This window comes from Krasilnikovia sp. MM14-A1004, assembly GCF_047159485.1.
Taxonomy (GTDB): domain Bacteria; phylum Actinomycetota; class Actinomycetes; order Mycobacteriales; family Micromonosporaceae; genus Actinoplanes.
On the sequence record NZ_AP038773.1, the window covers coordinates 428,606 to 450,510 of the forward strand.

General features: G+C 72.0%; 19 protein-coding genes and 1 pseudogene. 10 read left to right on the forward strand and 10 right to left on the reverse strand.

The window, feature by feature from the left end:
* Window positions 1-51: 51 nt before the first annotated feature.
* The 3 genes and pseudogenes from ACMCNN_RS02085 to ACMCNN_RS02095 all read right to left on the reverse strand — a co-directional run.
* Window positions 52-2,472: pseudogene (locus ACMCNN_RS02085) on the reverse strand (endonuclease); the annotation flags it as partial.
* Window positions 2,473-2,530: 58 nt separating this feature from the next.
* The gene (locus tag ACMCNN_RS02090; protein WP_412744477.1) at window positions 2,531-3,550 is read right to left on the reverse strand and encodes an N-acetyltransferase family protein; all 1,020 of its coding nucleotides are present in this window, start codon (window positions 3,548-3,550) and stop codon (window positions 2,531-2,533) included.
* A 90-nt stretch (window positions 3,551-3,640) separates the two neighbouring features.
* Window positions 3,641-5,050, reverse strand: coding sequence for a lytic murein transglycosylase (locus ACMCNN_RS02095; protein WP_412744478.1), 1,410 nt, complete (start codon window positions 5,048-5,050; stop codon window positions 3,641-3,643).
* Window positions 5,051-5,149: 99 nt separating this feature from the next.
* Here ACMCNN_RS02095 and ACMCNN_RS02100 point away from each other — a divergent pair, with 99 nt between their 5' ends.
* Window positions 5,150-5,359, forward strand: coding sequence for an FmdB family zinc ribbon protein (locus ACMCNN_RS02100; RefSeq protein ID WP_412744479.1), 210 nt, complete (start codon window positions 5,150-5,152; stop codon window positions 5,357-5,359).
* 474 nt (window positions 5,360-5,833) lie between these two features.
* Entirely contained in the window at window positions 5,834-8,494 is a 2,661-nt protein-coding gene (locus tag ACMCNN_RS02105) for an adenylate/guanylate cyclase domain-containing protein (RefSeq protein WP_412744480.1), read from the forward strand.
* A 70-nt stretch (window positions 8,495-8,564) separates the two neighbouring features.
* On the opposite strand, the gene ACMCNN_RS02110 is transcribed toward ACMCNN_RS02105, so the two are convergent.
* Complete coding sequence (locus ACMCNN_RS02110) at window positions 8,565-9,080, reverse strand: phospholipase (protein WP_412744481.1); 516 nt, start codon at window positions 9,078-9,080, stop codon at window positions 8,565-8,567.
* A gap of 229 nt (window positions 9,081-9,309) precedes the next feature.
* On the opposite strand from ACMCNN_RS02110, the gene ACMCNN_RS02115 reads away from it, so the two are divergent.
* The gene (locus ACMCNN_RS02115) at window positions 9,310-10,326 is read left to right on the forward strand and encodes a potassium channel family protein (RefSeq protein ID WP_412744482.1); all 1,017 of its coding nucleotides are present in this window, start codon (window positions 9,310-9,312) and stop codon (window positions 10,324-10,326) included.
* Window positions 10,327-10,345: 19 nt separating this feature from the next.
* Here ACMCNN_RS02115 and ACMCNN_RS02120 read toward each other — a convergent pair whose 3' ends face one another.
* Together ACMCNN_RS02120 and ACMCNN_RS02125 are read right to left on the reverse strand one after the other, a co-directional pair.
* Window positions 10,346-11,398, reverse strand: coding sequence for a 2-oxoacid:ferredoxin oxidoreductase subunit beta (locus ACMCNN_RS02120; protein ID WP_412744483.1), 1,053 nt, complete (start codon window positions 11,396-11,398; stop codon window positions 10,346-10,348).
* Window positions 11,391-13,244 carry a 2-oxoacid:acceptor oxidoreductase subunit alpha gene (locus ACMCNN_RS02125; protein ID WP_412747023.1) on the reverse strand — a complete coding sequence of 618 codons (1,854 nt, stop codon included), beginning with the start codon at window positions 13,242-13,244 and terminating at the stop codon, window positions 11,391-11,393. Before ACMCNN_RS02125 ends, ACMCNN_RS02120 begins: the two co-directional genes overlap by 8 nt.
* A 242-nt stretch (window positions 13,245-13,486) precedes the next feature.
* On the opposite strand from ACMCNN_RS02125, the gene ndhC reads away from it, so the two are divergent.
* The 5 genes from ndhC to ACMCNN_RS02150 all read left to right on the forward strand — a co-directional run bounded on the left by ndhC (window position 13,487) and on the right by ACMCNN_RS02150 (window position 16,406).
* Window positions 13,487-13,864: an NADH-quinone oxidoreductase subunit A gene (ndhC, locus tag ACMCNN_RS02130; protein ID WP_412744484.1), complete on the forward strand. Its 378-nt coding sequence runs from the start codon at window positions 13,487-13,489 to the stop codon at window positions 13,862-13,864.
* 93 nt (window positions 13,865-13,957) lie between these two features.
* Window positions 13,958-14,596, forward strand: coding sequence for a DivIVA domain-containing protein (locus ACMCNN_RS02135; RefSeq protein WP_412744485.1), 639 nt, complete (start codon window positions 13,958-13,960; stop codon window positions 14,594-14,596).
* Window positions 14,597-14,652: 56 nt separating this feature from the next.
* Entirely contained in the window at window positions 14,653-15,099 is a 447-nt protein-coding gene (locus tag ACMCNN_RS02140; RefSeq protein ID WP_412747024.1) for an SRPBCC family protein, read from the forward strand.
* 58 nt (window positions 15,100-15,157) lie between these two features.
* Window positions 15,158-15,760, forward strand: a complete 603-nt coding sequence (locus tag ACMCNN_RS02145; protein ID WP_412744486.1) for a DNA-3-methyladenine glycosylase I — start codon at window positions 15,158-15,160, stop codon at window positions 15,758-15,760.
* Between the two features lie 112 nt (window positions 15,761-15,872).
* The gene (locus ACMCNN_RS02150; RefSeq protein ID WP_412744487.1) at window positions 15,873-16,406 is read left to right on the forward strand and encodes a hypothetical protein; all 534 of its coding nucleotides are present in this window, start codon (window positions 15,873-15,875) and stop codon (window positions 16,404-16,406) included.
* Window positions 16,407-16,562: 156 nt separating this feature from the next.
* On the opposite strand, the gene ACMCNN_RS02155 is transcribed toward ACMCNN_RS02150, so the two are convergent.
* The 3 genes from ACMCNN_RS02155 to ACMCNN_RS02165 form a co-directional block, all read right to left on the reverse strand.
* The gene (locus ACMCNN_RS02155; protein ID WP_412744488.1) at window positions 16,563-17,375 is read right to left on the reverse strand and encodes a S1 family peptidase; all 813 of its coding nucleotides are present in this window, start codon (window positions 17,373-17,375) and stop codon (window positions 16,563-16,565) included.
* A 166-nt stretch (window positions 17,376-17,541) separates the two neighbouring features.
* Window positions 17,542-18,330 carry an enoyl-CoA hydratase-related protein gene (locus tag ACMCNN_RS02160; protein WP_412744489.1) on the reverse strand — a complete coding sequence of 263 codons (789 nt, stop codon included), beginning with the start codon at window positions 18,328-18,330 and terminating at the stop codon, window positions 17,542-17,544.
* Window positions 18,331-18,360: 30 nt separating this feature from the next.
* Entirely contained in the window at window positions 18,361-19,155 is a 795-nt protein-coding gene (locus ACMCNN_RS02165) for a PaaX family transcriptional regulator C-terminal domain-containing protein (protein ID WP_412744490.1), read from the reverse strand.
* 294 nt (window positions 19,156-19,449) lie between these two features.
* Here ACMCNN_RS02165 and ACMCNN_RS02170 point away from each other — a divergent pair, with 294 nt between their 5' ends.
* Window positions 19,450-19,617: a DUF3117 domain-containing protein gene (locus ACMCNN_RS02170; protein WP_015625691.1), complete on the forward strand. Its 168-nt coding sequence runs from the start codon at window positions 19,450-19,452 to the stop codon at window positions 19,615-19,617.
* Window positions 19,618-19,695: 78 nt separating this feature from the next.
* Window positions 19,696-21,114 carry a leucyl aminopeptidase family protein gene (locus tag ACMCNN_RS02175; RefSeq protein ID WP_412744491.1) on the forward strand — a complete coding sequence of 473 codons (1,419 nt, stop codon included), beginning with the start codon at window positions 19,696-19,698 and terminating at the stop codon, window positions 21,112-21,114.
* A gap of 38 nt (window positions 21,115-21,152) precedes the next feature.
* Here ACMCNN_RS02175 and ACMCNN_RS02180 read toward each other — a convergent pair whose 3' ends face one another.
* Window positions 21,153-21,857 (reverse strand): O-methyltransferase, encoded by a 705-nt coding sequence (locus ACMCNN_RS02180; RefSeq protein WP_412744492.1) that lies wholly within the window; start codon window positions 21,855-21,857, stop codon window positions 21,153-21,155.
* Between the last annotated feature and the right edge of the window lie 48 nt (window positions 21,858-21,905).

Genomic DNA, 21,905 nt, shown 5'->3' on the forward strand with positions numbered 1-21,905 from the left:
CGGGCCCGGCGGTGACTTGTTCACCGCCGGGCCCGAGTGCCGTTCGTCGAGCTAGTCGTCGTTGACGATGATGCCGGTCGCGGTCGGGCCGGTCTGGCGTACCGACGTGGACAGGCCCGCGATCGCCAGGGTCAGCTTCTCGTCGGGCTCACGGACGTCATCACCGCGCACGGTCACCGTGAAGCTCGCGGCCGTCTCACCCGCCGCGATGGTCCGGCAGCCGATGTACGGGTCGAAGTCCAGCACCGGCCACGCGGTCTGCGGTGCCGCGATCGCGCACACGGTCAGCGGCTGGCTCATCGGCCGCGACAACGTCACGGGGAACACCAGCTGCGTGGTCGTGCCCTTGGCCCCCTCGGTGACCCGCGCGCCCGCCACGGACAGCGCCGGTCGCGACTGGAACCGGACCACCTGCGGGTCGTGGTCGCTGGCGCCCCGGTTCGGGTTGTCCGGGTCGTGGCCGGAGTAGTCCGAGTTGATGTGCGCCGACCGGATCTGGATCAGGTCCGCGTACAGGGCGTCGGTGACGAAGACGTTGTCCAGCGTCTGCGCCGACCCCTCGAAGTCGTACGAGTACGCCGCGGCCGGCACGTCCGCCACCAGGTCGTCCCACAGGTTGTGCAGGCCGGCCGCGTACAGCGGGCCGAGCTGGTCGCCGGGGTGGGCGGGGACCGGGTCGTCGGGGCGGGGGAAGACGTTCAGGTCACCGCCGTACACGACGCGGGCGTGCGGGTGGGCCGCCGCGATCGCGGTGACCAGCGCCGCACCGTACGCGGCCTGCTCTGTGCGCTGCCCGACCCGGCTGTCCGGCCCGGACGAATAGTGGTTGCTGATCGCCCAGAGCTGGTAGTGCTCGGCGGAGCCCGGCGCGGCCTTGACGTCGAACAGTCCGACCTGCGGGGCACGCGTGTAGACGTTGGCGCCGTCCACGCCCGTGGACTTGTCCACGTCGGCGGGCAGCACCGCGTTCAGGGCCTTCGGGTTCGACACGTCGGTGTTGGCGGGCAGCGGGGCGCCGCGGTACACGACCTTCGGGGTGGTGCCGAGGACGGCGTCGTCCGCTTCCGGTGCGGCCAGCGACAGCCGGTCCGTGCGGTACAGGAACGCCGCGGTGATGCCACGGGCGTCCGAGCCGGTCCGGTCGAACGCCGCATCGTACGCGGGGCCGCCGGCGTTCTTGATCGTCAGCGCCAGTTCCTGCAGGGTGTCCGGCTTGCCGTCCGCGTTGTTGGTGTCGCCGCAGGTCAGCGCGCCGTCGGTGACCGTACAGATGTCCTGGTCCTCGGCCTCCTGAGCGAGGATCAGGTCGGGGCTGTGCAGGTCGTCGGTGATCTGCCCGGCCAGCACCCCGAGCCGCTTCTGGTACTCCTCGGCGCTCGCCGGGACGTAGTCGAACGGCGGCTTGACCCCGGTGCAGCCGGGATTCCCCGTGAAGTCGCAGCCGTCGAACGGGTCGTCGCGGAAGTCGTACAGGTTCTCCACGTTGAACGTGGCCACCGCGACCTCGCGGCTGCGCGTGGCGGCCTTCGGCGGGTTGTTCTTCGCCGGGTCGGGGCCCTGCGCGAACGCGACCGCCGCGGGCTGGATGCTGTACTTGCTGAACGCGTAGTAGACGCCGCCGACCGCGTCGCCCTTCACGGTGTCGAAGGTGCGCGCCGGGGGCAGCACCGCGTCCGCGTCGCCCGCGGTCGCCTTGACACCCATGGGGCCGAGCAGGATGCGGTCGCCGTTGCCGTTGTCGACCGTGCCGGGCTGGTCGTCGAGGGGGTGCGCGTCGCGGAACACCCGCCGCGCGTACGGGTCGTCGCGCTTCATCAGCGGGTCGTCGCGGTCGATCGCCCAGACCTCGGCGTCGTCGGTGCTGTCGTACACCTTGGTGCCGGAGGTGATCCCGGAACCATCGCGGACGCGCAGCTGCATGCCCTCGTGCCGCTCCCAGAACAGGTCCGCGGCCGCCGAGTCGGCGGGCGGCGTGGCGTCGTCGACCTGCACCTCGGTGGCCACGTCCAGGCCGGTCGCCAGCGTGCTCACGTACTCGGCGCTGGACAGCTCGGTGAGGTTGAAGTACTCGCTCACCTTCGCCTTGACGACGATCTCGTCGCCGACCTTGGGGGTGTACCCGCCGATCAGGGTGGTGAAGGCCGACGTGTAGACGAAGACGCCGTCGGAGGTGGTCGGGTCGCCGTCGGTGGCGTCCTTGCGGCTCTGCAGGAAGAAGCCGTACTGCTTCGTGCCGGTGTCGGTGTGCGACAGCGCGAGCTGGGTGACCACGCCGCGGACCTGGTACTTGGCCGAGCTGGTGCCGTTGCCGGACGGGGGCGCCAGCGGCGAGCGCTGGGTGCGCGGGCTGGTGGTGGTGCTGCCCTGCACCGCGCCGACGGTCAGGGGTTCGTCGGCGGCGTGGGCGACGCCGGGGAGCAGGGTGGTCGCCGAGACTATGGAAACAGCGATTATGGGCAATATGCGTTGGTAGCGCACGAAGCCTCCACTGGGGAGCTGAACAGGGGTAAGCCGACGCTAAAGCCCCAGGTCAGTCCGTGGGTTCCAAGGTCTGTACCAGTTGCGCAACATCGGCGCCATATTCATACCAGTCACGGTCCAGCTGGAAGCCCAACTCGGCGTTAACCTTGATCATCGATTCGTTGTGCCGTGCGTTCCACGTCTGCACCTCCAGAAGCCCCGGCTCGGCGGAACGCAGCTCGAACAGCATGCGCGCCTTGATCGCCCGGTCGATGCCGTGCCCGCGGTGGGCGCGGACCACGATGGTGTCGTACTGGTCCGCCCGCTCCGGATGCTGCGCCGGGACCACCACCTCGGTGAGACCCGCGACGACGCCGGTCGCCTCGTGCACCGCCAGCACGATGTACGGCTTCAGCCCGCGCTTGTGCAGCGTCTGCAGGCTGTCGCGCAGCCGCTGCGGATCGGACGACCGGGGGGCCAGGTCCAGGTCGTTGTCGTCGTCCGGGGCCTCCTGTTTGGCCTGCGCGTACGCCTCCAGCAGCTCCTCGGGCGGGCCGCCCGGGTGGTACTCGATGCGGTAGCCGTGCGCGATGCCGCTGCCCATCGAGCCCAACGCCTCCCAGTCCACCTTGGAGAGCGTGAGGACGCTGCGAGTCTCCGCGTACTCCCGTTCGAAGCCGACGGACTCGTAGAACGCGATGGCCGGGGTGTCGCCGATCACCTCGACCCCGATGGACGAGAAACCCTCCAGGTACGCGCGGCGCGCGGCGACCCCGATGAGTTGCCGCCCCAGGCCACGGCGGCGCAGGGCCGGATGAACCAGCACCTCCAGGACGCCGATGTCGCCGAGCAGCAGGATGCTGACGTGGCCGTACACCCGGCTCTCGCCCTCGGGGAGACGGTCGTCCTCGGCCACCCAGCAGATCCGGCGCTCACCGGGCATCGTCTCGGCCAGATACTCCCTGACCTGCACGTCCTGCCACGGTGGATCGTCGGGGAGGTCCGCGGCCAGCACCGCGTTCAGCGTCTCCACGAGCGATCGGATCTCCCCCGGCGACGCGGCCCGGGGATCCCACTCACGCACCCTCACGCGTACAGCTTGCCGGTAAGGGAAGCCTCAGGGAAGGCCCGTGGATGCATTCGTATGTGGTCCGTCACTCTCGGTTGACAAGATTCGCGATCAGACGCGGCTTCGTTGGCCGTACGTGTTCGCCGCGTCGAAAACCTTCTGCGCGTACGGCCGCACCGCGTTGTACGACAGGATCGCATCCCACCACGCGTCCGCCTTGGACATGTCCCGGCCGTTGCGGCACAGGTAGACCGCCGCGGTCAGCGACGCGTCGTCGATGTCGTTCGGATCGGCGAGCCCGCTGTTGTCGGCGTCGACCGCGTTCTCCTTCCACGTTGCCGGGATGAACTGCAGCGGCCCGATCGCCCGGTCGTAGGTCGCGTCGCCGTCGAGCGCGCCCTGGTCGGTGTCCTTGACCAACTGGCGGCCGCCCTTGCCGTCCAGCGGCAGCCCGTAGATCGGGGGCTGCACCGAACCGTCCGCGCCGAGCACCGCGCCGTGCGCGCTGCCGTGCGCCGACTCGACCTCGGCGATCGCGGCCAGCGTCGTCCAGTTGAGGTGGCAGCCGGGCGTGGTGCGGGCCACCACCAGCTCCGCGTACCCGTACGCCTGCACGGCCACCACCGGGATGCCGACCCGGGTGCCGACCTGCTGGGCCCAGCCCGCCAGTGCGTCGGCGGGCCGGGCTCCGGTGACCGCCGGGGCAGCCGGCCCGGTGCTGCCGGGAAGCGTGGCCGCGCTGCCCGGGACGCTCACGGGCGGCACCGCGCCACCGCCCTGGTCCAGCGGGAATCCGGGGGTGGCACTCGGCGACGGTGCCGCGGGCAGGGCGTTCGGCACCAGGTACGCCCCGGCCGTACCGGCGGCACCCATCAGCAGCGCGGCGAGGGCGGCGGGCAGGATGAGCCGGCCGCTGGGGCGCCGGGCCCAGGCCGAGGTGCGGCGTCCGGCGGCGCGGGCCGCCCGGACCGGGTTGGCGTGACGCAGGATGCGGGTGGCGCGTCCCTTCGACTCGGCGGCCACCGCGGCGGCCGTGGGCGGATCGCCGCCGCCGTCCTTCGACTTGTCCGCCCCGCTCTCCGCGGTTGGCGGGTCCGCGTCGCCGACAGGATCTTCTGTCTTCGCGGATGGACGGTTCTCCTCGCCTGCCGGTTCGTTCTTCTTGGCGGTTGGACCGTCCGTGATCCCAGCTGGCTCGTCCTGCGCTGCGATCGTTGCGTCCTTGTCGCCGGCTGGCTCGTTCGTGTTCGCGGCTGGCTTGTCGTTCTCCGCTTTCTCGTCGGCGGCGGCGCCTGGCTTGTCGCTTTTGACGGAAACGGCCGGGTCTGTGGGCGCGGCGCCGACTGCCGTGGCGGGTGCCGAGCCCTTGGCGGCCCCGCCGGAGCCGTCGGGCTCGCGCGCGGTGTCGCCCTGAACGGGGTCGGTCGGCGCGGCACCGGAGCTGCCCAGCGGCCCGCCCCGATGCGGCGCGGGCGGCCGGACTTCCGGCGTGCCCGATCGCTTCTTCTTCCCGTCCCCCACGCCACGACCCTACCTGGCAGTGGCCTCGTCCGAGGTGCCCCGTACACAGGCTGTGGACGGGGGAAGCGGGATGTCCCACCCGCCCAATACGCTGTGCGGATGCCGCGCTACGACTACCGCTGCCGCTCCTGCGGCGACACGTTCGAGGTGACCCGCCCCATGCGTGAGGCGTCCGCCCCGACCACCTGCCCCCGGGGCCACGCCGACACGGTGAAGCTGCTGTCCACGATTGCCGTGACCGGGCGCGGTGGGGCCCCCGCGGCGCCGGCCGGTGGCGGGGGCTGCTGCGGAGGCGGCTGCGGCTGCTGACGCGGGGGGCGCAGGACAGGCGTCCGGCCCGTCCGCCGTCACTGGATCACGGCCACCACGCCGGGTGCTCGACCGGGTGATCCTGACTGGTCGACAACCGGGCCGGCGGCGCCTGCGGACCGGCTGTCCGTCGTGGACAGACCTCCCGCGGTTCGGTTGCGGCCACGACGAAAATGGACGATCGGCGCGTATCGCGGCCCGCATGAACCACGACCGCGGGAACGGTGTACGCCTGCGTGAGTGTTCAATGTCGCCCCGGATCAGAGCCGACCGGATTCGCCGCAACCGGAAGCGGTTCTCCTCGTTACGTCACGCGAAGTGCCACCCGTAACCGTCGATGATTCGACGGGGTGTCGCCCATAAGAGGCCGTCATCGCGGGTCCGATGGTTACCGATCGTTTTTACGATGTGCCGTGTCAGCGTGGCGCGTGCACCATGACATGTGACATCCCGGAGGGGGCGGAGGTTCTCACCGTGTCGGGACGGACCGAGCTGCCAAGCGGGCTGGTGACCTTCATGTTCACCGACATCGAGGGCTCGACCCGGCTCGCGCGGATGCTCGCGGAGGCGTACGGGGTCGTCCTGCATGCGCACCGCGAGGTGATCCGCGCGGTGCTGCACGACTTCGGTGGTGCGGAGCTGTTCACGGAGGGCGACTCGTTCTTCGTGGCCTTCGACAACGCCGCGGTGGCCGTGGCGGCATGCGTGGCGATGCAGCGGGCGCTGGCCGCGTACGGCTGGCCGGGCCCCGACGCGATGCCCCGGGTACGCATCGGACTGCACACCGGCCGGGCCACCCCGGTGGCCGGCGAGTACACGAGCGCCGAGGTGCACCGTGCCGCCCGGGTCGCCGCGGCCGCGCACGGCGGCCAGGTGCTCTGCTCGGAGGCGACAGTGCTCGCGGCGACCGCCCCGTCCCCGGCGGTTGCGGCGCCGCATCCGATGGACGACGTCGACCTGCTGGATCTGGGTCTGTATCACCTGCGCGGGTTCGACGACCCGGAACGGATCTTCCAGGTCGCGGCGCCGGGGCTGGAGCGCAGCTTCCCGCGCCCGCGCACGCCGGGAGCGGCACGCCACAACCTGCCCGCGCCGCTGACCACGTTCGTCGGGCGGCGTGCGGAGCTGGCCGAACTCACCGCCCTGGTCGGCAAGCACCGCCTGGTCACGGTCGTGGGAGGCGGTGGCGCGGGCAAGTCGCGGCTGGCGCTGGCGGCCGCCGAGCAACTACTGCCGGGGTATCCGGACGGCGTCTGGGTGGTCGACGTCGCCGGTGGCACCGACGACCTGCCGGTGGCGATGGCCCGCGCTCTGGGGGTGCGTCCCGATCCGGGCCGGGGTCTCATCGAGACGGTCGTGGACCGCTGCGCGCATCGCCGCCTGCTGCTGCTCGTGGACACCTGCGACGCGGCTCCCGCAGCGGTCCGGTCGGCCGTCCGCCGTCTGCTGGCCGGCTGCCCGGGGCTCGGCGTGCTGGCGACCGGCCGTCAGCCCGTGGGCGTCCACGGTGAACTGGCTTGGCGGATTCCGCCGCTGGCCCCGGCCGACGCGTTCACCCTGCTCGGTGAGCGGGCCGCGGCGGCGCGCGGCGGCCAGCGCCTGCCGCCACGCGAGGACGCGGACCTGGTCCGGGTGGCGTCCCGGCTGGAAGGGCTGCCGCTGGCCCTGGAGCTGGCTGCGCAGCGGCTCCAGCTGCTGTCGGCGGCGCAACTGGCCAGCCGGCTCGACGATCCGCTCACCGCCCTGGACGCGGGTCGCGAGGACACCACCGGTGTCATCGGAGCCGACCCGCGGGTCTGCGAGGCGGCCGAACGCCACCACAGCCTGACCCGGACCGTGGACTGGTCGTACCGCCGGCTGGGGGAGCGGGCGGCCCGGCTCCTGGAGCGGCTGGCGGTCTTTGCCGGGCCGGTCGAGCTGGCGGCGGTCGAGTGGTGCGACGACGAGGCCCTGGGCGCGCTGTCGGAACTCACCACCGCCTCCCTGATCGAGGTGGTGCCGGGTCCGCGCTACCGGATGCCAGAGCAGGTCCGGGGGTACGCGATGCGCCGGCTCGCGGCCGCCGGCGAGGAACGGGCGGTGCGGGAGCGGCACGTCGGCTGGGCGTTGCACATGCTGGACGCGATGGCGGTGGACGTCGACGGCGAGCCGCGCACGGCGTCCCTGACGGAGCTCGCCCCGTACGTGGGGGAGTGGCAGGCCGCGCTGCGCTGGGTGGCGGGCGACGGCAGCGTCCGGGCCGGGCTGCGCCTGGCCGCCGCGCTCGACCCGTGGTGGCGTGAGTACGGCGGCACCCGCGACGGCCGCGACCTGCTGTTCCGCCTGTACGGACGGCTGTCCGAGGAGGATGTGACCCCCGCGGAGCTGGCCGGGGCGTACCTGGTGCATGCCGGGCTCGCCGAGGACCAGGACGAGCAGACCCGGTTCCTGCACCGGGCCGAGCTGGTCGCCCACACCGCCGACCTTCCGGTGCTGGTCATCGGCGCGATGGTCGGCCGCCGGGTGAACCTGCTGCGTGACGAGCGCTTCGCCGAGGCGGAACGGCTGTGCCGGGAGGTGATCGCCCACGCGGAGCGCTGCCATCTGCCCGGCGCGGCGTTCCCGGCCGTACTGACCCTCGCCGAGCTGCTCTGGCGCACCGGCTCGCTGGACGAGGCCGCCGAGCTGCTCGGGGCCGCGCGCCAGGCGGAGGCGGGCCGGCCGGGTGAGCGGGGCCGCCGTACCGTCGACTGGCTCCTGGGCATGGTGGCCCTGCGCCGGGGCGACCTGGTCGCCGCGCACGACCATCTCGTGGTCGCCCTGCGGTCGCGGCTGCGGCACGGCTTCCGGGGCGCGGCCGCGGACGCGGTCGCGGCGATCGCGGTGCGGTGCGCGCTCGGCGGCGATGTCATCACGGCGGCCGTGCTGTTCGGGGGTGCCGAGTCGGTGCGCGGCGAGCGGCGGACCGAGGTGTTCGGGGGGTACTGGTCGGCGCAGCAGGCGAGGGTGCGGACGGCGCTGGGCGACGGCGCTTTCGACGCCGCGTACGCCGATGGTGCGCAGCTGGGTTTCGACCGGATCGTGGCGGTGGCGCTGGCCGTCGAGCACCCCGACCTGGAACAGGGCTCGGTCCGCTTCGCACCGACCCTGCACTGAGGGGCCGAAAAGGGGCGGCCCGCTTCCGGTGGGGGGAACCGGTAGCGGGCCGCGGTCGGGGGGTGGGTGCTCAGCCCGCGTGGGCCTTGAGCAGCGCCGCCCGTTCGAGGTCGGCGCGCTGCACCGCGTTGAGTGAGCCGAAGATGTGCACGGCCTCGTAGTACGTCCAGGCGAGGCTGTAGCAGGCCGGCTGCAGGGCGGCGCTGTAGGTGGCGCACTTGCGCTTGAGGTCGGCGTAGAACATCGAGTCGACCCGGTCCTTGTTGGCCGGGAACTGTCCGATCGCCTTGTAGTTGCGGTAGCCGAAGTCGTGGTGCCAGCAGGCGAGCGTGAAGTCGAACCCGAGCGGGTTGTCGGGGCTCGACGAGCAGTAGTCGGTCGACCAGTCGAAGTGGTAGTCGGACCAGCGGGCCTGGTCGACGCGGGCGGCGTTCCAGGCGTTGGTGCTGGCGGTGGTCGGTTGGGTCCAGGAGGAGAGGACGGCGGGCTTGTCGGCCGGGGTCGCGGCGTGCGCGGCGGCGGCCGGTGCGAGCAGGGCCAGCGAGGACAGGACGACGACGAGGGTACGGCGAACGGACCGGATCATCGGGGACCTCCAGCGGCGGCGGCCCTCGCGAGGGCCAGTGACCCTCAGTGTTCGGAAGATTGCAGAATTAATACAAACATGTCAATGGTTTATGCCGGAGCGCGCGGAAGGCACCGCGGGGTATTCCGGCCCGGCCCGGTTTGTGATGTCCTGAAATTTCGTGGTGCCCGCCATCTCGCCTGCCCGAGCGGGACGGCGGTTATCGTGATCGTGTGCAGGCGGGCGTACCGTGATCCACCTTCCCCTGGTCCGCCAGGGGCCGTTGCGCGCGCTCAGCATCCGGGCGGCCGCGGCGTTGGCGCTTGTCCTGATCACCACGGCGGTGGTGTACGTCGGGCGCGCCGGCTACCACGACATCAACGAGGACGGGCTCACGCTGCTCGATTCCTTCTACTACGCGGTGGTGTCGCTCTCCACGACCGGCTACGGCGACATCACGCCGGTCACCCCGGCGGCCCGGCTGGCGAACATCCTGATCATCACGCCCGCCCGCGTGCTGTTCCTGATCATCCTGGTCGGCACGACCCTTGAGGTCCTCACCGAGCAGTACCGGAAGAACCTGCGGGTCAGCAGGTGGAGGCGCAAGGTGAAAGACCACGTGATCGTCTGCGGCTACGGCACCAAGGGGCGCTCGGCCGTCACGGCCCTGCTGGAGAACGGCCTGGACAAGTCCCGCATCGTCGTGGTCGAGAACCGCGAGGTGGCCCTGCGGCATGCCGCCGCGGACGGCCTCGTCGCCATCGAGGGCAACGCGACCCGTTCCGCCGTGCTCAACGAGGCCCACGTCAAGAGCTGCAAGTCGGTCATCATCGCCACCGACACCGACGAGGCGTCGGTCCTGATCAGCCTGACCGTGCGGCAGCTGACCGGCGGGCAGGTGCGGATCATCGCGGCGGTCCGCGAACAGGAGAACGCCGCCCTGCTCAAGCAGAGCGGCGCCCACCACGTCATCGTGTCCTCGTCCACCGCGGGCCGGCTGCTCGGCCTGACCACCACCGCGCCGCCGCTGATCGACGTCGTGGAGGACCTGCTCACCCCGGGTCAGGGCATGGCGCTGGCGATGCGGTCCGCGGAGCGCACCGAGGTCGGCCGCAAGCCGCGCGAGCTGGACACGCTCGTCGTGGCGCTGATCCGGCGCGGCAAGGTGGTGCCGCTGGGCGGGGAGGCCGCCGTCGCGATCGAGACCGGCGACATGCTGGTCTACATCCGCAACGAGGACACCCCGGCCAACGGCGTCGTGGTCTGAGCGGTCGTCGTCCGACCCGTCAGATGATCGTCCAGGTGTCGCCGCCCTGCAGCAGGTCGGTCAGCATCTGCTCCGGCGTGCCGGTGGACGTCGACGTGGCGTCCGTGAGCTGCTTGGCGAGCAGTTCGTCGTAGGACGGGCGCTCGACAGAGCGGAACACCCCGATGGGCGTGGTGTTCAGGTCGGAGCCGGACAGCCGGGACAGCGCGAACGCGTATGCGGGCTCGGTCACCGTCGCGTCGTGCACCACGGGCCGCTCGTCGCCCAGGCTCGCGCTCTCGCGGACCTCCAGCCCGAAGCCGCCCGCCGGGTGCACCACGGAGAACTGCCCCTGCGACCCGAACGTGATCGGCTCACCCTGCTCCAGGCGGATCAGGTGGTCGTCCCGGGTCTCCGGGTCCTTGATCAGCTCGAACGCGCCGTCGTTGAAGATGTTGCAGTTCTGGTAGATCTCCACGAACGCCGAGCCCTTGTGCTCGGCCGCCGCCCGCAGCACCGACTGCAGGTGCTTGCGGTCGGAGTCGATCGTGCGGGCCACGAACGTCGCCTCGGCACCCAGCGCCAGCGAGAGCGGGTTGAACGGCGAGTCGGCCGACCCGGCCGGGGTCGACTTGGTGATCTTGCCGAGCTCGGAGGTGGGCGAGTACTGGCCCTTGGTCAGGCCGTAGATCCGGTTGTTGAACAGCAGGATCTTCAGGTTGACGTTGCGGCGCAGCGCGTGGATCAGGTGGTTGCCGCCGATCGACAGCGCGTCGCCGTCGCCGGTCACCACCCACACCGACAGGTCCGGGCGGGAGCTGGACAGGCCGGTCGCGATCGCCGGGGCACGGCCGTGGATCGAGTGCATCCCGTACGTGTTCATGTAGTACGGGAAGCGCGACGAGCAGCCGATGCCCGAGACGAAGACGATGTTCTCCCGCGGGATGTTCAGCTCCGGCATGAACGTCTGGACGGCGTTCAGGATCGCGTAGTCACCGCAGCCGGGGCACCAGCGGACCTCCTGGTCCGACTTGAAGTCCTTCGCGGTGAGCTGCAGCGGGGTACGCCCCGCGGGGATCGTCGGGCTAGCCATTCTTGACCACGTCCTCGAGCATGTGCTCCAGCGTCGCGGCCGTGAACGGCAGGCCGCTGACCTGGTTGAAGGGAACCGCGTCGACCAGGTACTTCGCCCGGACGACGTGGGCGAGCTGACCCAGGTTCATCTCCGGGATCACCACCTTGTCGTACGACTTCAGCACCGCGCCCAGGTTGGCCGGCAGCGGGCTGAGGTGCCGCAGGTGCGCCTGGGCGATGGGCAGACTGCGCTGGCGCAGGGCCCGGCAGGCGGCACCGATCGGCCCGTACGTCGAACCCCAGCCGAGCACCAGCACGCGGGCGTTGTCGTCCGGGTCCTCGACCGCCACGTCGGGCACCTCGATCGCCTCGATCCGGGCGGCCCGGGTCCGCACCATGAAGTCGTGGTTCGCCGGGTCGTACGAGATGTCGCCGGTGCGGTCCGCCTTCTCCAGGCCGCCGATCCGGTGCTCCAGCCCCGGCGTGCCCGGCACGGCCCACGGCCGGGCCAGCGTCTCCGGATCCCGCAGGTACGGCAGGAACTTGCCGTCCTCGCCGTTCGGCTCGGTCGCGAACTCGACGCTCAGGTCGGGCAGCTCGGCGACGTCGGGCAGCAGCCACGGCTCGGAGCCGTTGGCCACGTAGTTGTCGGAGAGCAGGATGACCGGGGTCCGGTAGGTCAGCGCGATCCGGGCGGCCTCCAGCGCGGCGTGGAAGCAGTCGGACGGCGACTTGGGGGCGATCACGGCCAGGGGAGCCTCGCCGTGCCGGCCGTACAGGGCCATGTTGAGGTCGGCCTGCTCGGTCTTGGTCGGCATGCCGGTGGACGGCCCGGCGCGCTGCACGTCGACGATCACCAGCGGCAGCTCCAGCGCGATCGCCAGGGAGATCGTCTCGCCCTTGAGCGCCACGCCGGGGCCCGACGTGGTGGTGACGCCCAGCGCCCCACCGTACGAGGCGCCCAGGGCCGCGCCGACCGCGGCGATCTCGTCCTCGGCCTGCATGGTGGTGATGCCGAACCGCTTGTGCTTGCTCAGCTCGTGCAGGATGTCCGAGGCCGGGGTGATCGGGTACGCGCCGAGGAACAGCGGTAGCTTCGACCGCACGCTCGCGGCGACCAGGCCGAGCGCCAGCGCCGCGTTGCCGGTGATGTTCCGGTACGTGCCCGGCACCATCTTCGCGGGCTTGACCTCGTAGCGGACCGAGAAGTCCTCTGTCGTCTCGCCGAAGTTCCAGCCCGCCCGGAACGCCGCGATGTTCGCCGCGACCAGGTCGGGGCGCTTGGCGAACTTGCGTTCCAGGAAGCGCAGCGTCGAGGAGTACGGCCGGGAGTACATCCACGAGAGCAGGCCCAGGGCGAACATGTTCTTCGCCCGCTCCGCGTCCTTCTTCGGCACGTTCAGCTCGGCCAGCGCACCCACGGTCATGGACGTCAGCCCCACCGGGTGCACCGCGTAACCGTCGAGTGAGCCGTCGTCGAGCGGACTCACCGTGTAGCCCACCTTGGCGAGGTTGCGCTTGGTGAACTCGTCGGTGTTGACGATGATGTCCGCGCCCGCGGGCAGATCGCTCAGGTTGGCCTTGAGGGCGGCCGGGTTCATGGCGACCAGCACGTTCGGCGAGTCGCCGGGGGTCAGGATGTCGTAGTCCGCGAAGTGCACCTGGAAGCTCGACACGCCCGGCAGCGTGCCGGCTGGAGCACGGATCTCCGCGGGGAAGTTCGGCAACGTGGAGATGTCGTTGCCGAGTTGGGCAGTCTCGGAGGTGAATCGGTCACCCGTGAGCTGCATGCCGTCGCCAGAGTCCCCCGCAAATCGGATCACCACCCGATCGAGCCGCTCGACCCGCTTGGTCGCTGTGTCGATCTCGCTGGTGACCTCGCTCTGCTCGGCCACGATAAACCTCCTGATGGAGCGTGCCGGCGGGTGTGCGCGTCAATGAGCCGGCCCGCAAATCTGTCAGTTACAGCCTACGTCGGTGCTCCTTACCCATCCCGGGCGGGAGGCTGTCCGGTCGCGGACCGTTGACCACAGTAGCCAGGTAAGGCACACCCGAACCAATCAGTTCCATCTCCTGGCGCGTCGGGCGTGTTCGATAGGCTGCGGCCGTGGAGGGCTACCTGGGTTCGTACGCCACGCTGGGGTTGCTGCTGGCGGCGGGCGTGCTGGTCTTCGTCGGCGCGTTCGGCGCGAACCGGCTGCTGCGCCCGGCTCGGCCCGCCGAGCCGGCGGGCAAGCGCATCGCGTACGAGAGCGGCATCGACCCCGTCGGTGGAGACTGGGCCCAGGCCCAGATCCGTTACTACGTGTACGCGTACCTGTACGTACTGTTCGCAGTCGAGGCGGTCTTCCTCTTCCCGTGGGCGGTGGTCTTCGACCGCCCCGGATTCGGGCTGGTCAGCGTCGTGGAGATGGGCATCTTCGTGGCCGTGCTGGCGCTCGGCATCCTCTACGCGTGGCGTAAGAAGATCCTGACCTGGACCTGACGCTCGCCGATCCGGTGATCGTCCGGCCCGCGCGGCGGACGGGTCGGGGTGGCGGGCTCGCCACGCTCAGCGGCTCGTGCCAACATCGTGCGCATGGGTCAGCTTCTGCTCTTCATCGTCGTGGCTCTGGTCGTCGCCGCGATCGTGTTCGGGGTGACCGTCATGGTGAGCGGCGGTGACCCCGGGCTGACCCGCGTGGAGCCGGACGGCCGGGCCGTGCCGCTGCCCAGTGATCGCCCGCTCGGCGAGGACGACATCATCCAGACCAGGTTCGACACCGCCACGCGCGGGTACCGGATGTCGCAGGTCGACCAGGCCCTGCAGCGGGCCGCGTACGACATCGGCTACAAGAGCGAGCTGATCGGGGTGTTGGAGGCCGAGGTGCAGGCGTTGCGGGAGGGCCGGATCGCCGACGCCGACGTGCTGCGCCGCGCGCGTGAGGCAGCCGTGGCGCCGCCCGCCGAGCCGGGGCCCGCCCAGCAGGGCGCGGCGGCACCGGAGGGCCGGGTGGCTCCCGACGCGGCATCGGCCGAGGCCGACACGGTCGACGCCGGGACAGCGGCCGCCGCGGCGACAGGTGGTGCGGAGCCGACCGACGACGCGCCGACCCACGGGGATCATCTCGTGGAGGACCCGCAGGTGGTGGTGGCCGGGCTGCCACCCGAGGCCGTCCTGCCGCATCCCACCCCGCCGCATGGCACCGGCAGCGAGGCGCCGGTGGAGCGCCGGTGAGCGATCCGGACCCGCTCCAGGGGTACGGCGACGCCGCCCGTCCCGGCGCCGGCGAGATGACCGCGACCGTGATCGTCAATGCGCCCGCCGCGCAGGTGTTCGCCGCGTTCCTGGACTGGGAGAGCCAGTCGCGCTGGATCCCGTTCACCACGGTGCGGGTGGTCGAGGGCGACGGCGGCGAGGGCAGCCTGGTCGAGGCGGTCACGGCGCTCGGCCCGGCCGTGCTGCGCGACGAGTTGCGGGTCGCCCGGGTGGACGCGCCGTACGAGGTGCGGGTCGTGCACTGCGGCAAGGTGCTGCGCGGTCCGGGCTCCATGCGGTGCACGCCGATGGCGGGCGAGCGTACGCAGGTCGTCGTGCACGAGTGGTTCCACCTGCCGGGAGGTGCCGCGGGGCGGCTCGCCTGGCCGGTGCTCTGGCCCGGCTCCAAGCTGGGCTTCACGGGTGCGCTGAAGAAGTTCGCCCGGCTGGTCGAACAGGGCGCCCTGCCGCGACCGGCGTGATCCGTCGAGGGGCTCCACGCTCACCGGAATGTCGGTGGCGCACCGTACCGTCGGGCGAATGACGGACGCGATGAACCGGACCGCCGCACCCCTCGCGGACGGGCTCGTGCTGGGTTCCGACGGCCGGCCCCGGTGTGCGTGGGGCGCCAGCGCCGAGGAGTACGTCGCCTACCACGACCAGGAGTGGGGGCGGGCGGTGCGCGGCGACGACGCCCTCTTCGAGCGGATGAGCCTGGAGGCGTTCCAGTCCGGGCTGTCCTGGATCACCATCCTGCGCAAACGCGAGGCGTTCCGGCGGGCGTTCGACGGCTTCGCCATCACCGCCGTCGCGCGGTATGCGGAGGCGGACACGGCCCGGCTGCTGGCCGACGCGGGCATCGTGCGAAACCGGATGAAGATCGAGGCCACGGTGCACAACGCCCGTGTCGCCGCGGAGCTGTCCGGTGGTCTGGCCGCGCTGCTGTGGTCGTTCGCGCCGCAGCCGGGCCGTCCACGGCCTGCCACCCGCGCCGACGTGCCCGCCACCACGGTCGAGTCCACCGCGATGGCCCGCGAGCTGAAACGGCGCGGCTTCCGCTTCGTCGGCCCGACCACGGCCTACGCGCTGATGCAGGCCACCGGCATGGTCGACGACCACCTCGCCGGGTGCCACGTGCGCTGATGCGGCGGCCTCCGCTCGGGCCGCCGGACCCACGCCGAGGCCGGTGTCCGCGACGTGTGCGACCCGGGCGTCCCGTGCCCGCAGCACCGGCCGGGCGTGATGTGATGAGCCCATGGCGCACTGGGCGGTGATCATTCCGGCGGACACGTGGGCGACCGAGCGGCTGTTCCACCACGACACCCTGACGGTGGCCGGATCGCCCCCGGCCCGACCGGGTGAGGGCGACGAGGTTCTGCTGCTCGCGGGCGGCGACCAGCCGTTGGTGGTGGCGTTGGGGACGGTCGCCGGGGAGTCCGGCGAGGACGTGGTCATCGCGTACCGGCGGCGGGTGTTCGACGAGCCCGTTCCGGCGGCCGGGCTGAGCCTGGACGGTGCGGTGACCGCGGTCGACGAGCAGCGGTTCCGGCAGCTCGCGGAGCGCCTGGGCGGCGACCGGGATCAACGCACCTGGCTGGTCAGTGTGGACCTGCCGATCGAGGCGACCACCCCCGCCGAGGCGGTCCGGCAGTTCTGGTCGTACGTGCGGGAGTTGGGACCGGCCGAGCTGCCCGCGTTCGTGTCGCCGACCGACGACGAGCTGGCGATGCAGGCGTTCGTACTGGGCGAGGAGGCCAACCTCGACCCCGAGGAGGACGACGAGGACTGACCCGCTGGGCATGCCTCGCGGCCCTCTGTGCACTCGCTCATGCGGTACGCGCGCGACGGCCCCGGAACGCCGTGTTCCGGGGCCGTGCGGTGTATTACGGGATGTGCCGGGTGGCCGGCGGCCGCGGATCAGCCGCCGGGACCGAGAGTCGCGCGATCAGCCGCCGAGGCTGGACGCGGCCGACTGGATCGCCGAGGCGAACGTGCTGACCTGGGTGTACACGCCGGGCTTGTTGGGCCGGGCGCAGCCCTCGCCCCAGCTCACGATCCCGACCTGAATCCAGGCGTTGGCGGCGTCGCGGCGGAACATCGGGCCGCCCGAGTCGCCCTGGCAGGTGTCCACACCGCCCTGGACGAGGCCGGCGCAGATCTCGTCGCTGGGAATGATCTGGCCGTCGTACATGGCGCTGGAGTTGCAGGTGGCGTCGTCCACGAACGGCACGGTCGCCTTGAGCAGGTACCGCTGCTGCGACCCGCCCTCACGCGCCGCGCCCCAGCCCGAGATGGTGAACGTGCCCGAGTCGTACGTCGTGTTCGTGGCGATCGGCAGCGTGGCCAGGCCGGTGACCGGGCTGGACAGCCGGATCAGCGCCCAGTCCTTGCCGCTGCCGTTGTAGCCGGGCGCCCGGTACACGTAGTTGGACTTGCGGGTGATCTTGCTGGACGAGTTCAGGTCGACGACGCCCAGCGTGGCGGTGATGCTCGTGTTCGTGCCGGTCCGGTTCACGCAGTGCGCGGCGGTCAGCACGATGGTTGGGCTGTAGAGGGCGCCGCCGCAGCCCATCGACAGGCGGACCATGAACGGGAACTCGCCCTGGCTCGCCTGCGAGCCGCCGACCACCGACGGGCTCACGATGTTGTCACCCGAGCCGGGGGACGCGCTCGCGGGTGCCGCCTGCAGTACCGTCCCCATCGCCGCGGCGGTGAGCGCGGCCGCCGCACCGCCCAGAATCCTGCGCCAGCTTGCCATCCGGTCCTCCCCACCCGACGGTGCGCCGGGTCGCGCCCGCCGTCTTCGATTGGGGAGATCCTAGGCATTCACATTGTTAAATGTCTCTATCTCAATTGACTCATACTGTCGGCTGATGATCATGGGGTCACGACGTCATGTCCGTGACCCCACGATCCCCGGCGCGTCAGTGGCCCTGGAACACCGGCTTCTGCTTGGCCACGAACGCGGCCACCGCGTCACGGTGATCCGTGGTGCCGCCGCAAATCGCCTGCGCCTGCGCCTCGGCCGCCAGCGCGTCCGACAGCGTCCCGGCGTCGGCGATGGACAGCTCCCGCTTGATCGCCCCGTACGCGACGGTCGGGCCCGCCGCCAGCCGCGCGGCCAGCTCCCGGGCCACCGGCAGGACCTGATCGTCGTCGTCCAGCAGGCGGCTGAGCAGGCCCAGCTCGGCGCACCGCTCGGCGCGCACCGGCTCGGCCAGCAGCAGCAGCTCCAGCGCGCGGGCGTGCCCGACGATGCGCGGCAGCGACCAGCTGATCCCGGTGTCGCCCGCCAGGCCCACGTTCGCGAACGCCATCAGGAAGGTGGTGCGCGGGCCGCCGATGCGGAAGTCCGCCAGCAGCGCGAGCGAGGCGCCCGCCCCGGCCGCGGTGCCCCGGACGGCGGCGACCACCGGCTTGGGCAGGCTGGCCAGCCGCTGGGCGATCGGGTTGTAGTGGGCCCGCACGGTGTCCAGGTCGGTGGAGCCCGAGGACAGGGTGCCCGCGTGCTCGCGCAGGTCCTGACCGACACAGAAGGCGTTGCCCGCACCGGCCAGCACCACGGCGCGGCAGGACTTGTCGGTCTCCAGCGCGGCGAGGGTGTCCCGCAGCGCCTCCTTGAGATCGACGTCGAGGGCGTTCATCGCGTCGGGCCGGTTGAGCGTGAGGGTGACGACCGCATCGGTGCGGTCGACGAGCAGCGAGTCCGTCATGGCAGAGAGAATCCCACAATCCCGCACGGATCAGGACCGGCGTGTGACCGAAGCATCGAGGCAGCGCTCCACGAACCGGTCCGCGGCCGGGCGCAACCGGCTGGCGTGCCGGTCGAAGAACTGCGCCGCACTGGTGCCCGGCCAGCGCTCCGGCAGCAGGGACGGTGGCAGCTGCGGGTCCTGGAACAGGAACGAGCGCCAGGCGTGCACGAGCTGGAACCGGGTCGCGTACGCCTCCTCATCGGAGCTGCGGGCGGTCACCGCGGCCACCAACGGACGGTAGGCGGCCACGAACTCCTCGTACGCGTGCCCGATCTCGGTCAGGTTCCACGCCCGCCGCACCACCTGCGCCGCGCCCGGCGAACCGGCGGCGTGGCAGGCGCTGAACCGCTCGTACTGGACGGCGGCCTCGGTGAGCACCAGGTCGACCTCCTCGGCGGGCCGGGGGGCGACCCACGCGTGCTCGTCCACCATGCCGTAGCCGAGAAAGGACAGCCGGGCGGCGTCGCGCCGCGACATCGGAGAGCGGAGCAGGACCAGGTCGAACCGCCCGTCCCAGGCGACCCGGTGGGTGCGGTAGATGCGCGCGGAGGCCTCGTCCAGGCGCCGGGCGGCCTTCGGGGTGAGCAGATAGCCCGGGCCGGAGACCAGCCGCATGGGGTGCAACCAGCCCTGACGTACCATTCGGGACACTGCGGTGCGCACCGCTGGCGGCGCGATGCCCAGCGGTGCGAGCAGCTTGACCAGGGCGGCCACCGGGGCACGCCCGCCACGCGGGCGAAGGTAGTCGCCGTACAGGTCGAAGAGGGCCGACCGCGCCTGCATGACCGCACATTGTGACAGCACGGAAGGCGATATGCTAGACGCTGTCACATCGGTCCGGGCTGAGTTTGGGATCGCCGGGGTTCATCAGGGAAAATGTTTGATCGGCACGGTGGGACAGGCGGCGCGTACGGCGCAGCATGACCCATTGGCTGCGGTCTCGGGTCGGTCCGGCGGGGGCGACTCCGCCGCCGGTCGGAAACGAGGTATGGCGCCGCGTGGGGCTGAGTACGCGGCGTTGACGAAGTGGCTGTGGGGAGACCCACCGACCCTGATGTAGGTCTGAGGGGAGACAAGATGGCGGCGATGAAGCCGCGGACGGGCGATGGTCCGCTGGAGGTCACCAAGGAGGGTCGTGGCATCGTCATGCGCGTCCCGCTGGAAGGTGGTGGCCGTCTCGTCGTTGAGATGACTCCGGACGAGGCCAACGCGCTGGGTGACGCGTTGAAGGCGATCGCCGGCTGACGTTTCACGCAGGGCCCGCCGGTACGGTACCCGCCGTACCGGCGGGCTTTCCACGTCATACGGAAAGGTCATCCGTCAGTGTTCCCGATCCGTCTGGTCGCGCGGCCCGGCGACCGTACCCATGTCATCGCGGTCGGCAGCGCCGGTCCGCTCGGCGCTGAACCGGCCGACGACCTGGCCGCCGAGGTGGCCGAGCTGTGCCGCACCGCCGAGCATCCGGAGCGCGCCGGCGCCGTGCAGACGCTGCCGCGTCCGCTGCGTACCCCGGCCAAGGTGCTGGCCGTGGGCGTCGGCGCCGCCGACGAGGCCGGCTGGCGCGCCGCCGGCGCCGCCGTGGCCCGCGCCGCGGCGGACGACGAGCCACTCGCGGTCCTGCTGCCCGCCGACGCGACCCCGGCCGCGGTCCAGGGCCTCGCCGAAGGGCTCTGGCTGGGCGGCTACCGCTACACCCGCGGCGCGAAGCCGCCACGCACCGCCGAGGTCGAGCTGGTCACGGGCCATGGGTACGCCGAGGCCCTCGACGCCGCCCGCGCCTGCGCCCGCGCCGCCTGGCTGGCCCGCGACCTCACCAACACGCCATCCTCGCTGAAGAACCCGGCCTGGTTCGCCGCGCAGGTGGTGGCCGAGGCGGAGCACCGCGCCGGCGTGACCGCGACCGTGTGGGAGCCCGACCGGCTGGCCGCCGAGGGCTTCGGCGGCCTGCTGGCCGTGGGCGGCGGCTCGGCGAACCCACCGCGCCTGGTCGAGCTGGCCTGGACGCCGCCGGACGCCACCCGGCACGTCGTGCTCGTCGGCAAGGGCATCACGTTCGACACCGGCGGGATCTCCATCAAGCCGGTCGCCGCCATGCAGCTCATGCGCAAGGACATGGGCGGCGCGGCGGCCGTCGTCGCGGCCACCCTCGCCGCCGCCGACCTGCGCCTGCCGGTCCGGGTGAGCACCCTCGTGCCGCTGGCCGAGAACGCGGTCAGCGGGTCCGCGTACCGGCCGGGGGACGTGATCACCCACTACGACGGCACGACCAGCGAGAGCACCAACACCGACGCCGAGGGGCGGCTCGTACTGGCCGACGCCCTCGGGTACGCCGTGGCCCGCCTCGACCCCGACGTGGTCATCGACCTGGCGACCCTGACCGGGGCCAACGCGGTCGCGCTCGGGGCGCGGACCGCCGCCCTGTACAGCTACGACGACGAGCTGGCCGGGGCGCTGTTCGAGGCCGGGCAGGCCAGCGGCGAGCGGATGTGGCGCATGCCGCTGCCCGACGACTACGCCGAGTTCCTGCACAGCGACATCGCCGACCGGTACAGCGCACCCACGCAGGGCGGCGGCTCCGTGATGGCCGCGATGTACCTGCGCGAGTTCCTGGGCGACCGGGTCGGCCGCTGGGCCCACCTGGACATGAGCGCGCCCAGCTGGGCGTCCGCCGCCGACGGCGAACTCAGCAAGGGCGCCACCGGCTGGGGCGCCCGGATGCTGCTGCGCTACCTCAGCGCCTGACCCCGCGTCGCGGTCGTGCGCGTGACCGTGCCGCTGCCTCAGCGCTTGACCGCGGCCAGCAGGCCCGCGCCGCTCGGGATCAGCGCGGGGATCCACTCCTCGGCCTCGCGGACCGCCTTGACGGTCTCCCGGATCGTCACGGTGTCGACGTCGCGGGCGGCCGGGTCGCCGATCCGGCCACCCGCCAGCGCCCCGTTGATCACCAGCACCCCGCCGGGGCGCAGCAGCCGCAGCGCGGCCTCCGCGCACGCGCCGAACTCGGCGGCGTCCGCGTCCGCGAACACCAGGTCGTAGACCCCGTCGGCGAGGCGGGGGAGCACGTCCAGCCCCCGGCCGGCGATGATCCGGGTACGGGAGGCCGCGTAGCCCGCCTCGACGAAGATGCGCCGGGCGATGCGCTGGTGCTCGCTCTCCACGTCGATCGTGGTCAGCACCCCGCCCGGACGCATGCCGCGCAGCAGCCAGACGCCGCTGACGCCGGTGCCCGTACCGATCTCGACCACCGCCTTGGCGTGGCCGGCCGCGGCCAGCAGCCGCAGCACCGCCCCGGAGCCGGGGGTGACGCAGGGGATGCCGAGCTCGCGCGCCAGACCCCGAGCGGTCTGCAGGACCAGGTCCTCGGTGGCGTACGCCTCGGCGAAGCTGAGTGACTGTGCCGTCGGCGAGCCGAACGGCCGGGGGGCTGCGGTGACGATGAGGACCTCCGGCGTAAGGGGGATGGGCGTTGGACAACCGGCGCACATCGGGTATGAGAGTAGATCGGTGCCCGTCCGGCGCGCATCGGGACTTCG

What these genes read in the sequence shown, in the direction of transcription:
- ACMCNN_RS02180 (WP_412744492.1), bottom strand. Translation starts at nt 21,857, where the DNA reads ATGTGCGCCGGTTGTCCAACGCCCATCCCCCTTACGCCGGAGGTCCTC.
- ACMCNN_RS02150 (WP_412744487.1), top strand. Translation starts at nt 15,873, where the DNA reads ATGGCGCACTGGGCGGTGATCATTCCGGCGGACACGTGGGCGACCGAG.
- ACMCNN_RS02165 (WP_412744490.1), bottom strand. Translation starts at nt 19,155, where the DNA reads ATGCAGGCGCGGTCGGCCCTCTTCGACCTGTACGGCGACTACCTTCGC.
- ACMCNN_RS02100 (WP_412744479.1), top strand. Translation starts at nt 5,150, where the DNA reads ATGCCGCGCTACGACTACCGCTGCCGCTCCTGCGGCGACACGTTCGAG.
- ACMCNN_RS02145 (WP_412744486.1), top strand. Translation starts at nt 15,158, where the DNA reads ATGACGGACGCGATGAACCGGACCGCCGCACCCCTCGCGGACGGGCTC.
- ACMCNN_RS02160 (WP_412744489.1), bottom strand. Translation starts at nt 18,330, where the DNA reads ATGACGGACTCGCTGCTCGTCGACCGCACCGATGCGGTCGTCACCCTC.
- ACMCNN_RS02155 (WP_412744488.1), bottom strand. Translation starts at nt 17,375, where the DNA reads ATGGCAAGCTGGCGCAGGATTCTGGGCGGTGCGGCGGCCGCGCTCACC.
- ACMCNN_RS02135 (WP_412744485.1), top strand. Translation starts at nt 13,958, where the DNA reads ATGGGTCAGCTTCTGCTCTTCATCGTCGTGGCTCTGGTCGTCGCCGCG.
- ACMCNN_RS02140 (WP_412747024.1), top strand. Translation starts at nt 14,653, where the DNA reads ATGACCGCGACCGTGATCGTCAATGCGCCCGCCGCGCAGGTGTTCGCC.
- ACMCNN_RS02110 (WP_412744481.1), bottom strand. Translation starts at nt 9,080, where the DNA reads ATGATCCGGTCCGTTCGCCGTACCCTCGTCGTCGTCCTGTCCTCGCTG.
- ACMCNN_RS02170 (WP_015625691.1), top strand. Translation starts at nt 19,450, where the DNA reads ATGGCGGCGATGAAGCCGCGGACGGGCGATGGTCCGCTGGAGGTCACC.
- ACMCNN_RS02120 (WP_412744483.1), bottom strand. Translation starts at nt 11,398, where the DNA reads ATGGCTAGCCCGACGATCCCCGCGGGGCGTACCCCGCTGCAGCTCACC.